Consider the following 13,038-nt stretch of genomic DNA (forward strand, 5'->3'; position numbering starts at 1 on the left):
ATAAAAAGATATTCCCTTCAGTATACACTGAATGTACTTAATTATATGGATAGACGAGGGATATCTATTAGAGAAACAGCTACTTAATTTTTTGTCTAACCTTTTGGTCCCTGTTCATCAGGAAGGCTCTTTCCTTTACTTCACATACACATAGGGTTCATTTGCTGTTAAGCAGGTTTTATGTTATATAAAGATTTTTGGTTGGCCTGAAATTTCCGTATTTACATTTTTTTCTTTTTATCTCATAATTTTAATTGGGAGAGGGAGGAAAAAAATGGTTCAAATTAAAGTAACACCTGAAATGCTAGAAGAAGTTGCGAATCGTGCAAGTAATACTCGAATCGCATTAGAATCTATACATAATAAATTATGTAATGAAATAGATCAATTGTGTTTTCAGTGGATTGGTGCCTCCAATCAACAGTTCATTCAAATGTTCAATGATGCGCGACCAAAAGCTTTTACATCTATTCATTCACTTGTAAAAGTAGAAGAAGATTTGAAACGAATTGCTGAGAAATTCCGCAATACAGATAATCAAGATGTTACAATGGAAAAAGGGGCGATGTGTGGACCACTATCATCAGGGAAAGAGGATTTTGATGGTGAAAAACTTGCTAGGGATATAGTGGGTGAAATAAGTGGTGAGTATGATATTCGTCGTGCTTGGGATGGGATTGATCCATCTACTGGTGAAAAACTATCTACTTTGGATAGAGTATTTGCAGGAGGAATGGCAGTAGCAGGGCTTACCCCCTTTGGAAAGATAGCTAAAGTAGGAAAAGGAGTTAAAATGACTGCTAAGGCTACTGAGGCTGTGAATAAAGCTAAAAAAGTACCTGTGGAGAAAGTCAATGGAGTTAAGGGTACGGGTAATAATTCTTCAAGTAAGGATGTTTATGGAACTTATTATGATGAGGCAAAAAAATTACACGAAACTAACCCTGATTGGTATCCTAACCCTGATGAATCTACAATAGTAAAGGGTACAGAACTAAAGGAAGCAAGAGCAGACTATCAAGCGTTGGTTAGAAGAGGGGAACTTGAAAAAGGTCACCATGTCCAAGGTTTATCTTTTGGGGGAGAGAATGTAAGTTCAAATATAAAGAATACAGGAGAATCAACTATTCGTCGAGAACAAATTGATGATTTGAATTTGGATTTTTATCATGAAATGGGTTATGGTAAAGAAAATGCTAAGGTACTAAAAATACATGAGAATGAAAAGGGGATTATTGTATTTGGTAATAATCCACAACATACTGAGGTTACTGTTTTTCAAAATAAAGTTCTGAAATGGCAACGAGAAAATGGAAAGAGATAATTTAATGAAAGTAGGTGCATTTATGGGAGAAACGGGAAATCTTATGAATAGTATATGGTTTGGAGAAAAAACAATTTTAGCTAAATCGGAAATAAAAGAAAAAATTTTAAAATCTGTAACAGAAACGGAAGTTTTATTTAACTTAATAGAATTATTTAAAACGGGGGATTTTACTCAAAAACCACTATTAGTTCAATTAATGAATCAGACTAAAGATGAAGCGGTTCTGAATTTATGTATTAGAGTATTCTTATCTGTCGCAACACATGAAGACTTAAGGGATTCAAATAATCTCCGTTTTCTTAGTGAGGTAACTGAAGAAACAGTAGACACTTTTGCATCAGCAGCCACAACCTCACTTTCTCTTGAGGTAATTCCATATTTATTGGCTTTACTTGAAGAGTGGGAGGAATTCAGTGATACAGCTACTATTATAAGAGACTCTATTGATTCTTTTATTAATTTTGAAGAGCAAATTGGTGAAGATGCAACTATAGATGAAATTGGAAATTTTTATTTTAAGTATTGTCAGGAAAAGGATACAAATAGTTATTATTTTCAACAGAATTTAGCTTTTCCTGGAGACATAGCTAAAAAATTAATTCAGCGGGTTATGATTGCTGCGAATAATGAGGAGCAATTAAAGATGGAATTAATACCATCTTTATTATCAATTTGGACTGGTGAAAGAGTACCTGCGGATTACAACACTATTATTAGTGCAAGTAATTATAAAGATTTTATTGACTATATAAACGAACTTTTAAGTGAAAACTGGGAAAAGGGACAAAAATATTTTTACGGATATAAGCTTTAACTATAACCTATGAAAAACAAAGTATATGTGAAGTGGATAGGGAAAATAATAGGGTGTTTGAAAATACATACTTCATGATGGTTGTACCATCATAGAGTGTTATGTGCAATGATAGAATAGAAAACGAGGTACGGGCTTAGGTGAGAGGGGCAATTCCGAAAGGAAAATGCTCTTTTTTTCGTTCTTTTATCACGGTTAATAGCATTAAATGTTACGAAAGATATCAACTATACGACTCAATTCCCCGATGGAAAATTGGCTAAAATAGAGAATAGTGCAATATTTTCAGAGAGTTGGAGTGATAAAAAGATTTTAGATAGTATAACTAACTGATGTAGGTAACTCTTCTCCGTTAAGTATTAGAGGAAGAGATGGGGCAACTTTTCATAGAGAAATTATTGACGGCATAGAAATTGATGTAATAAAAATAGGTGACAATGTGGTTACTGGATAGCCAATAGGTCAAATAAATGCACTATTATCAGGTGGATTTATCAAATAGAGGAGGGACATAAATGTATGAAAAAGTAGATGCAGTATTATCTGGAAATAGCTCAGATAACTACTTCTATGATGATGAATTTATGTATGTACAAAAATTGATAAGTGAATTTACTGAAAATGATTGGGGTAAATTGCTTCAAAATCTAAATATATCTTTTGAAGAATATATTCCGAATAACTGGGAAGGTTATTTACAGCGATTTGATGAACAAGTACTCTATGAGTATAGATACTGGGAAGATAACAATAAAAACTATTTAGTTCGAGAGGGTTAAGTTATGCAAGAAAATAAATGAACTATGGTAAAAGAAACATTTTAAAATGAAGAAAATGGTGGGAGACATCGTGAAATATATATATGGTCTATCAGGAGAAAATCAAAGGAGTATTTAAACCTTAGCTCATGATAGTTTGGATGCTCGAAAAATTTATATAAAAGATGGTTTCTATACTGAGGAGATAAGAGAAGGTTTACGAGGAGTTATAAAAAGAGAAAAAGAGCTGTATCCGCATTTATTTGATAAATAAAACATGGAAAGGACGATTATCTTTGGATATAAAGAGTCATTTAAAAAGATTATACGATAATCGTTTATTAGAAAGTGAGAATGAGATACGAGATTTTAATGAGTCATTAATGGAAGTAATAGCGTATAACGACGTCTCTGTTATTACAGAGTTATGTTTAGTTTTGGATGATGAGACTGAGCAATTTGAGGTTATGTTTGGTTTGATTCATGGAATAGAGAGCTTATATAAAAATAACATAGAAGAAGGACTTGTATGTATTGCTAAAGCTTTTCCAAAGATGATTAGCTCAGCTCAAGAATGGGTAGAAATTTTACATTATAGAATTCTTAATCATCCTCAAGTAAGATTAGCATATGGAAAAGTACTTTCGGGATTTGATCCATCAATTACGATTAGTATTAAAGAATTATTGATTGATATAAAAAATGAAGACCCTGATATGTTTAGTGAATCTGTTAATGAGGTAATTAAGAACATCTAACCATTTAATGTTTAAAGTTGAAATGATATAAAAGCACATAAGGCAAGCTAACAGAAAAGAATTTATTATTGGAGTGGAAAGAAAAAGAATAAGCTATAAAAAAATACATACCTCATGATAGTTGTACCATCATGGAGTACTTTGTGCAATGATAGAATAGAAAAACGAAGTACGAGCTTAGGCGAGATGACATTTTACTGGATGATGAATATAAACACATGGAATGGATATAAAACTAATGAACTCGTACAAACTCGTAAGTTTTAACGTAGTAGTTGTCATGACATATAAAGGCTGTCAAACTGTTACTACAAAACTTGAAAATCTATACTATTTAAAAACAGATGAACTTAAAGCACTGGGTTGTCGACTAAAGGCGACGAGTGCTTTTTTGGTTTTAGCGTAGAAATAAGTTGATACACGTATAATTTTATAAGTGTATGAAGTGTTGCATTTTATAGACTGTAATTTATCGCAATGTTCAAGGTGGCGATAGTAAAGAGCTAATTTTAGTTAATAATGGTTTTGTAATTTCCTTAAATAGTAAATTGATAGGAATCATAGCTTAAATGTATCTACTGGAAAAGAGCACTCTACATATTTTAAAAATAAACGATCAGACTCATAAATATTGTGGGATTTGAAGTAACATAAGTATATAGAAGTCATAAATATGAATAGTTAGGAAGATGATGAAATGAGAATATTAAATGTTTTTGATGCAGTTAGAGAAGGGGATTTTGAAGATTTTAAAAAAATTTATGATGGTGATATTAATCAAATTGATAGTGATTTAGATATTAATTTATTGTGCATGGCTATGACTAATAATAAAAATTCTAGTGAAAAACTTAAAATTATAAATTTTTTACTAGAAGAGGGTATTGATATTAATTACACCACACTTAAGGATAAAAGGAATGCATTGCATATGTTTTATTTTTGTGTTTTACGCCCAACAATAGAATATGAATTAGAGATAACAAGACTACTTATTGATAATAAAATTAATATAAATGCTTTGGATAAATATAATGCTATTCCCTTGAAGTATGCTATTACAATAAATAAATTGTCTACAGAAGATAATAAAGACATGTATAAACTACTTATTAAAAAGGGTTCGAACTACAATTTGAAAGATCAATTTGGAAAATCATGTGTGGATTATGCTAAAGAGTACTCTTGGAGAAATGATTTATTAACTATTATTGAGGAGGGTTAATATGAAAGTAAATAATTCTGATTATGGGACTATTATAAAGTTCGGGAATCTTGAATTATTTTTAGAGAAGCTAAAAATTGAGGGAAACTGTATTGAAGAGATTGTAAATTCAATTGATAAAAATGGTATTAGTTTACTTGAAAAATCATTAATTAGTAGAAAGTTTGATATAGCAAACTTTCTATTGGACAGTGGTGCAAAGGTTAATATAATTTCTAATGATAAATGTAATGAATTGCACTATTTAGCAGCAAATATTAATTTTCCAGGTGCGGTTGAAGTAGCTTGTAGGCTGGTTGATATGGGGATAGATTTGGATTTAAAAGATAAAAAATTTGGTAATTCTGCAATATGGTCTTTATGTCAAGAAGTATTAAAAAAAAGAACAAAGGAAGGAAAAGATTTAATTGTAAAATTTTTAGGAAAACGCCCGAATATTAATGATGAAAATAAATCTGGATATTCATTAAGGTATTTAATTGAAGAACGTGGAACAGAAGATATGAAAAAAGCTCTGGAGGTGATGAGTTGAAAAAGAGTAGTGGCTTAGGTAGTAGCATTATATCTAAGAATATTTTACATATATAAAGGGAATGTGAAATGGTGTATTAAAGAACAACCAGTTAATGCTATTGATAATGAATGGAGGTTTTTGTCAGAAATAGATACAAATGAATATTTTGCTGATGCATCAAATATGTCAATTTGTGATTGGGGAACTATTAGTGAATAAGAAAAAAGCCGCCCAACTAAAGTGCACCTCAAATTGCTAGACACGAATAACAATTGGAGGGGTGCTTTTTTATATTGAAATGTCATATGTATATTTGGTTAACCATTTTGATATCATTTATAATAAAAGAGAAAATGAAATTTGTTTTTCAGAGTATGTAAGGGCATACTAGGTATAAAAATATAGTTAAAGAGATGATGAGGGTGAAAACAACTAAGAAAACATATTCGTTTTTTCAGCGGATGTGGAGAATATTAAAGTTTCAATATTTTAAGTTGCTTCGATCACCAGAAGGAGCAAAGAAAGTGTCGTTAGGTTTTGCTATTGGATTTGGTTTAGAAATGTTGGTAATTTATACGGCATCGCTTGTATATTTAATATTTTATCCAATTGTCAGGTTAGCAAAGGGATCATTTCCAGCCGCAGTCATTGGTAATATTATTGGGAAAATATCGTTTCTCCCAGTATTTTTATTTCCGTTTGCTTATGCATTAGGGAAAATGATTTATCCATTTGATGTACAGAAAATACATCATGAACCATTTACGATATCAGATTTGTTTTCGAGCCATATTTTTACGATATTAAAGAGCTTATTACAGAGTGAAGTGTATGTATTAATTGGTATGACGATAATAGGGATTGTGTTTGGGGTAATTTCATATTTCGTTGTACATTATTTATATGAAAAAAATCGTAAGTTACGTTTGAAGAAAAGAAAGAAACAAGTGAGAGAACCACTTGTGCAAATATAAAGAATGTCACATTCATTTTCTCCTTTGAATATGTTTAAGGAAAAGGGGGAGAGAATGAATGTATTATTACTATGTACCTCAAGTATATCCATATACAAATTATTATCCTGTAAATGATATGAGGCAACAATTCGGCGTATATCCGCAGCAACAAATACAGCAAATGCAACAGCCTGAGCAGCAACCTGTTCAAGAACGAAAGCCGTATTTAATGACATGGCCGTATTCAAACGTATACTATGGTAATTATTACGAATCATAAAGCTGCTTCTATTTAGAAGCAGCTTTATGCGTTTGTTTTCAAAATTAAATTTTGAATGGTTTTAAGAGAATAAATGAGCTTTTCACGCTCTTCCTCAGATAATGTTTGAAAATTTTCTTTTAGTTTGTTTAAAATGAATTGCTGATACTGACTTACTAACATTTTCCCTTCAGTTGTTAGGGAAATTAAAATGACCCGTCGATCTTTTTCGCTATAATGACGCTCTATTAGTTCTTCTTGAATAAGTTTATTTAATAGAGGGGTCATGTTAGGCCGTGAAATCGCTAGCCGCTTGCCAATTTCTGAAACTGCTAAGGTACCATTTTCATGCAAAAGCAGTAACACTTGCGTATGTGATGGCGGCATATGTCTTTGAGAAGAAAACTCTCCAGGAAGCATAAATTTGCGATAAAAAAGAGGCACTAGCGAAAGAAGATGATCAACAATACGTTCCCACTCGCGTGATTCCATATAACGGCCCCCTTCCACTATCATTGTAACAAAAAAGACAAGGTATAAAAATAGAATTGTTTCATGGTAGCCTTAATATTTGTAGGATAACACTTGCTTTGTAAACGTATTGGCAATAATCGCATAACCGTTATCATTTGGGTGTACTTGGTCAAATAGTAAATCTTTTTTATCCTTCGATATTAATTTGCGAATTGGTAAAACGATCGAAGGTTGATGGGCTTTTGAAATAGAATAAATAGAATCATTCCAACCATCTAAAAACATATCTGCATAACTTGCGATGGAGTCATCTAGTTGTAAAGGGTTATAGAGTTCAGATAGAATGAGTAAAGCATTCGGATTTTGATCTCGAACGGTCTTTACAATATTTTTTACATCCGTTTCAAAACGGGCTTTTTCTTTATTTAACATTTTAATACCATCTATAACACCTACATCACGATTTAAGCGGAATAAATTATTTCCTCCAATATTAATAGTAATTATATTTGCTTCCCTAATTTTTTGTTGAACCTCTTCTGACTGGACTTTTTTAACGAGACGATCTGTAGTGAGACCATTTACACCGAGGTTTTCTACCGTAATTGGCTTGTGAATTTGTCCTTCTAGTTGTCTAGAGGCTAATTCGGCAAATCCCCCTTGTGTTGAGCCATATCCTTTTGCAAGTGAATCACCTAATACGAGGTGATAAAAAGAGTCATTCGTTTGTTTATCAATCCAATTTGGGGCAGATATTTTTTCTGTTTTCCCTTCATTTTCTTTTTGTTTTGTCTCATCGTTCTTTTCAAAATTAGAATAAGAAATGATTAGAAGGAGGAGACAAACAATTGTTAAGATGACTTTTTTCATAAATTCATCCTCCTTGTAATTGGTAATTGTATCATATTCAGCAGTATAAGCAATGTAAGGGCATATTATATGTTTATGAAAACTTTACAATAACTTTACAGAAAATTTGTAGAAGTGTGTCAAAAAATATTGACGGTATGAAAGTACTTTAGATATGATAATGTCAGATAAAGTGAAAATCATCGCTCTAATAGAAGCAAAAAGGTATGTGGTTAGGGACCGATAGAGATTCATTTCATTATTTTGGGGTAATTGTATAAGGGGGATTTTTTGTGAAAAAGTCAAAAAAAATGCTAGCTGGAGCAACACTTGCTATTGGCGTTATAGCACCGCAAGTGTTGCCGACAACAGCTCATGCAGAGGAAAAAGCTGGGGAGAGTACGGTTAACTTACGAATTTTAGAAACATCAGATATTCACGTTAACTTAATGAATTACGATTATTATCAAACGAAAACAGATAATAAAGTAGGTCTCGTGCAAACTGCAACACTTGTTAATAAAGCACGTGAAGAAGCGAAGAACTCTGTCCTATTTGATGATGGGGATGCATTACAAGGGACACCGCTTGGAGATTATGTAGCGAATAAAATAAATGATCCGAAGAAGCCTGTGGATCCTAGTTATACACATCCATTATATCGTTTAATGAATTTAATGAAGTATGACGTCATCTCTCTTGGGAATCATGAATTTAACTACGGTTTAGATTATTTAAACAAAGTGATTAGTAAAACAGAGTTCCCGGTTATTAATTCGAATGTCTATAAAGACGATAAAGATAATAATGAAGAGAACGACCAAAACTACTTTAAACCATATCATATTCTTGAAAAAGAAGTAGAAGATGAATCAGGTCAAAAACAAAAGGTGAAAATTGGTGTAATGGGATTTGTTCCACCTCAAGTTATGAACTGGGATAAAGCAAATTTAGAAGGAAAAGTTAAAGCAAAAGATATTGTGGAAACAGCGAAGAAAATGGTGCCAAAAATGAAAGCAGAAGGTGCAGACGTTATCGTTGCGTTAGCTCATTCCGGTGTTGATAAGAGTGGATACAACGTTGGAATGGAAAATGCATCGTTTTATTTAACAGAAGTTCCTGGTGTTGATGCAGTACTAATGGGACACTCACATACTGTAGTAACAGATACATTTAATGGTGTTCCGGTTGTAATGCCAGGTGTTTTTGGAAGTAATTTAGGGATTATTGATATGCAATTGAAAAAGGTAGACGGAAAATGGCAAGTACAAAAAGAGCAATCTAAGCCACAAGTTCGTCCGATTGCTGATAATAAAGGGAATCCATTAGTAGAATCCGATCAAAAACTAGTTAATGAAATTAAGGATGATCATGAAGCGACTATTAACTATGTAAATACAGCTGTAGGTCAAACGACAGCGCCAATTAATAGTTATTTTTCATTAGTACAAGATGATCCTTCTGTACAACTTGTGACAAATGCACAAAAATGGTATGTAGAAAAGCTATTCGCTGAAAACGGACAATATAGTAAATATAAAGGAATTCCGGTATTATCTGCAGGAGCACCATTTAAAGCAGGTGGCCGAAACGGTGCTACATATTATACGGATATTCCAGCAGGGACGTTAGCAATTAAAAACGTAGCGGATTTATATGTATATCCAAATACATTATATGCTGTAAAAGTAAACGGGGCACAAGTGAAAGAATGGCTTGAAATGTCTGCTGGTCAATTTAATCAAATTGATTCAAAGAAAACAGAAGAACAACCACTAGTAAATATAGGTTATCCTACATATAACTTTGATGTTTTAGATGGCTTAAAATACGAAATTGACGTAACGCAACCAGCGAAATACGATAAAGATGGCAAAGTTGTAAATGAAAATACGAATCGTATTGTAAATATGACGTATGAAGGTAAGCCTGTAGCTGACAATCAAGAGTTCATTGTAGCTACAAACAACTATCGTGGAAGTAGCCAAACGTTCCCCGGTGTAAGTAAAGGCGAAGTTGTATACCAATCGCAAGATGAAACGCGTCAAATTATTGTGAAGTACATGCAAGAAACCCCAGTTATTAATCCAACAGCAGATCAAAATTGGGCGTTTAAACCGATTATTGCAGATAAATTAAATACAACATTTGATTCTTCACCAAATGCACAAAAATATATAAAGAAAGATGGAAAAATATCATATGTTGGACCATCTGAAAATGAATTTGCTAAATATGCAATTGATATAACGAAGAAGAACGATGGTGATAAAGAAACTGGTGGAGAGAATCCAACGACACCGCCAACAGGTGAAGGAAATAATGGAGAGAATCCAACGACACCACCAACAGGTGAAGGAAATAATGGAGAGAATCCAACGACACCACCAACAGGTGAAGGTAATAATGGAAATGAACCAAAACAAGATGGAAACAACGCAGGATCTGGACAAACTACAACGGATAATCAAAATACAAAAGAAACAACTGTAAGTGAAAATAAAGAAGCAGATAAAGAAGAACGTGATTTACCGAAAACAGGTACAAGTGTTGCTTCTACAATTGGAGCTGGTCTTGCGTTTGTTGGAGCGGGATTACTTATGTTATTTAGAAGAAAGAAAGCAAATAGATAGTAAAGTATTGAAAAAAGGATTACCGTAATCGGTAATCCTTTTTTCACGTATATATTATGAAACTGATACTGCTTTTTCTTTCTTCCATGAAAGACCAAATCCAGTGAAACCAACAATAATTGTTAAGACTGGACAAGCTAAACAGAAGATTGCGTATGGAAGGTAATCGAATGTTGGAACGCTAAGGACGTTTGTTAAGAATACGCCACTTACACCCCATGGTACGAGCGGGTTAATAACTGTACCTGCATCTTCTAATACGCGTGATAAATTACGACGTTCTAAACCGACTTCATCGTATTTATTAGCAAATGCTTGTCCTGTTAAAACGATTGATAAGTACTGCTCACCAAGTAAGAAGTTTACACCAATTGCAGTTGAAGCAGTAGAAATAATTAAGCGTGTACTATTTTTTACAAAGCTAGAAATGATATTCATTAGCTGAGAGATAATACCCATTCCTTGTAATAATCCTCCCATACAAAGAGCTAGGAAGATAAGAGCAATTGACATCATCATACTTTGTAAACCACCGCGAGATAATAAGCTATCAATATCTTTTATACCAGTTTTAGAAACATAACCATCTTGCATAATTTTCATTAAATCAGCTAAAGAAGTACTAGGATTAAAAATAATGAGAATGATGATCCCTACTACGATTCCCGCAAGTAATGTTGGAACTGCGGGTACTTTTTTAAATGCGAATAGGAACAGTAACAAAATCGGAATAAGTGTAACGATAGAAATCGTTGCATTTTTTTCTAACGTACTAATGAAGTTTGTGAAATCAACGTCTCCTCTAGTGCCGCTTCCTAAAATGAAAAATGCGATAAAAGCAATAATGAAAGCAGGAACTGTTGTCCAAAGCATGTTACGAATATGTTCAAATAAATCTACACCAGTTACAGCCGGAGCTAAGTTTGTTGTATCAGATAAAGGAGACATTTTATCCCCAAAGAATGCACCAGAAATAATTGCACCAGCAATAAGAGCTGGATCGTATCCGAGAGCAGTACCCATTCCCATAAAGGCAAGTCCTACTGTTGCTGCAGTTGTAAATGCACTACCTATACTTGTTCCAACAATTGCACAAACAACAAAAACAGTAGGAACGAAAATTTTTGGAGATACAAGTTGGAAACCGTATACCATTAAAGTTGGAATTGTTCCAGCTGCGATCCAAACACTAATTAATACTCCTACAAGTAAGAAAATAAAAATAGATGGAATACCAGCTGAAATACTACTTATCATCCCTTTTTCCATAGTAGACCAAGAGATTTTTTTCATAAATCCAAACGCTAATAAAATAACAATGCCGAATAAAATTGGGATATGTGGTGAAACTTCTAATTGAATAACGCTAAAGCCAATACAGAAAAAAATGAAAATTGTTAAAAGAACAGATTCAATTTTTGAAACCATTGTTTTCCCCTCCTAAGTAATCTAAAATAGCCTTTTTTATATAAAATTCGCCAATATTGTATATTTCCTTCTGAAATTTAGAATTTTGTGACAAATCACCGGTAATTGTCAACATCTCAATATGATACGGAAATGATTGGATAAAAAAACGCCCCTGCATATAATTATGCAGGGACGAAGAAATCGCGGTACCACCCTAGCTTGTGAAAGGAATGTATCACAAAATAAAGGGTCATATGATATGCGATAATAAAATAAAAACGCCCCTGCAATATATGCAGGGACGAAAAATTCGCGGTACCACCCTAAATTGTGAAACAGTGTCGTTTCACCACTCTTTAGACATAACGGTCTAAACCGTCTTTCACTACTCCTCACGTTTCGTAAAAGAAGCTCCAGGGGGTAATTCATAAATCGCTCTGTACTGGTTCGCACCGACCACCAGCTCTCTGAAATCAGAAAACGAAATACTACTAAATCCTATCAACGCCGATTCATATGATGTTAGTTAAATTTTTATCATATATTCATCATACATGTCAATAAAAACATTCGATATTTTTTTAGGTAAATAAAGGAGAAATGTTTTTAATACTGTAAAAATGTGCGTTATAATGAATTTGAAAGGGGAGGAAAGAGTGAAGAAAAAAATAATTCTTTTTACCACCTTACTAGTCGTTGGCGGAAGTGCTGGAATTTACACAGCTTTTGCAGCTGAATCAGAGCAGTCAAAACAAAAGCAAATACAGCAGTCAGAAGTGAAAAAAGTGAAAGAAACTGAAGAGAAGAAGTCGATGGAAAAATCAGCTGCAAAACTAGGAGTTTCTACTGAAGGGAAAACAAAAGAAGAGATTACGAAAGAAGTAGATACCGCTAGGTTTGAGCAGCGCCATGATTTATTAATTGAGCATGCTAAGCAACTTGGAATTGATACAGAAGGAAAAAAAGATGAAGAGATTATTTTAGAAATTGGAAAGATACAACATGGAAAGTAGAACAACTTATCGTATGATAAGTTGTTCTTTTTTAAGAACTATTTTATT

The 13,038-nt window shown here is 33.0% G+C and carries 14 protein-coding genes and 1 other annotated feature; of the genes, 11 read left to right on the top strand and 3 right to left on the bottom strand.

Features of this window, described 5'->3' with window-relative positions:
* Positions 1-274: 274 nt before the first annotated feature.
* The 9 genes from QCI75_RS06665 to QCI75_RS06705 all read left to right on the top strand — a co-directional run bounded on the left by QCI75_RS06665 (position 275) and on the right by QCI75_RS06705 (position 6,632).
* A complete protein-coding gene (locus QCI75_RS06665) occupies positions 275-1,324 on the top strand; it encodes a WXG100 family type VII secretion target (protein WP_353760111.1) in 1,050 nt (349 codons plus the stop codon).
* Between the two features lie 4 nt (positions 1,325-1,328).
* Positions 1,329-2,141, top strand: coding sequence for an Imm47 family immunity protein (imm47, locus tag QCI75_RS06670; RefSeq protein ID WP_353760112.1), 813 nt, complete (start codon positions 1,329-1,331; stop codon positions 2,139-2,141).
* Positions 2,142-2,656: 515 nt separating this feature from the next.
* Positions 2,657-2,920 (top strand): hypothetical protein, encoded by a 264-nt coding sequence (locus tag QCI75_RS06675; RefSeq protein WP_144506866.1) that lies wholly within the window; start codon positions 2,657-2,659, stop codon positions 2,918-2,920.
* Between the two features lie 275 nt (positions 2,921-3,195).
* On the top strand, positions 3,196-3,657 hold the full coding sequence (locus QCI75_RS06680) for an Imm30 family immunity protein (protein ID WP_144506867.1): 462 nt from the start codon (positions 3,196-3,198) through the stop codon (positions 3,655-3,657).
* 697 nt (positions 3,658-4,354) lie between these two features.
* Positions 4,355-4,882 carry an ankyrin repeat domain-containing protein gene (locus tag QCI75_RS06685; protein WP_144506868.1) on the top strand — a complete coding sequence of 176 codons (528 nt, stop codon included), beginning with the start codon at positions 4,355-4,357 and terminating at the stop codon, positions 4,880-4,882.
* A gap of 1 nt (position 4,883) precedes the next feature.
* Entirely contained in the window at positions 4,884-5,414 is a 531-nt protein-coding gene (locus tag QCI75_RS06690) for an ankyrin repeat domain-containing protein (protein ID WP_144506869.1), read from the top strand.
* Positions 5,415-5,477: 63 nt separating this feature from the next.
* A complete protein-coding gene (locus QCI75_RS06695) occupies positions 5,478-5,615 on the top strand; it encodes an immunity protein Imm33 domain-containing protein (RefSeq protein ID WP_144506870.1) in 138 nt (45 codons plus the stop codon).
* A 194-nt stretch (positions 5,616-5,809) separates the two neighbouring features.
* Positions 5,810-6,370: a DUF2062 domain-containing protein gene (locus tag QCI75_RS06700; RefSeq protein WP_144506871.1), complete on the top strand. Its 561-nt coding sequence runs from the start codon at positions 5,810-5,812 to the stop codon at positions 6,368-6,370.
* Positions 6,371-6,428: 58 nt separating this feature from the next.
* The gene (locus tag QCI75_RS06705) at positions 6,429-6,632 is read left to right on the top strand and encodes a hypothetical protein (RefSeq protein ID WP_144506872.1); all 204 of its coding nucleotides are present in this window, start codon (positions 6,429-6,431) and stop codon (positions 6,630-6,632) included.
* Between the two features lie 24 nt (positions 6,633-6,656).
* Here the strand turns inward: QCI75_RS06705 and QCI75_RS06710 are convergent, their stop codons facing one another.
* The gene (locus QCI75_RS06710) at positions 6,657-7,103 is read right to left on the bottom strand and encodes a MarR family winged helix-turn-helix transcriptional regulator (protein WP_144506873.1); all 447 of its coding nucleotides are present in this window, start codon (positions 7,101-7,103) and stop codon (positions 6,657-6,659) included.
* 72 nt (positions 7,104-7,175) lie between these two features.
* The gene (locus tag QCI75_RS06715; RefSeq protein ID WP_144506874.1) at positions 7,176-7,955 is read right to left on the bottom strand and encodes a GDSL-type esterase/lipase family protein; all 780 of its coding nucleotides are present in this window, start codon (positions 7,953-7,955) and stop codon (positions 7,176-7,178) included.
* 272 nt (positions 7,956-8,227) lie between these two features.
* On the opposite strand from QCI75_RS06715, the gene cpdB reads away from it, so the two are divergent.
* Complete coding sequence (cpdB, locus tag QCI75_RS06720) at positions 8,228-10,567, top strand: bifunctional 2',3'-cyclic-nucleotide 2'-phosphodiesterase/3'-nucleotidase (protein WP_353760115.1); 2,340 nt, start codon at positions 8,228-8,230, stop codon at positions 10,565-10,567.
* A 54-nt stretch (positions 10,568-10,621) separates the two neighbouring features.
* Here the strand turns inward: cpdB and nhaC are convergent, their stop codons facing one another.
* Complete coding sequence (gene nhaC / locus QCI75_RS06725; protein ID WP_144504420.1) at positions 10,622-11,995, bottom strand: Na+/H+ antiporter NhaC; 1,374 nt, start codon at positions 11,993-11,995, stop codon at positions 10,622-10,624.
* Positions 11,996-12,271: 276 nt separating this feature from the next.
* Positions 12,272-12,491 (bottom strand) — a binding site (T-box leader).
* Positions 12,492-12,633: 142 nt separating this feature from the next.
* Between nhaC and QCI75_RS06730 the strand changes: the two genes are divergently transcribed.
* Positions 12,634-12,990, top strand: coding sequence for a hypothetical protein (locus tag QCI75_RS06730; RefSeq protein ID WP_142344609.1), 357 nt, complete (start codon positions 12,634-12,636; stop codon positions 12,988-12,990).
* The last annotated feature ends 48 nt before the right edge of the window (positions 12,991-13,038 follow it).

Source organism: Bacillus cereus group sp. RP43 (assembly GCF_040459645.1).
GTDB classification, from domain to species: domain Bacteria; phylum Bacillota; class Bacilli; order Bacillales; family Bacillaceae_G; genus Bacillus_A; species Bacillus_A mycoides_C.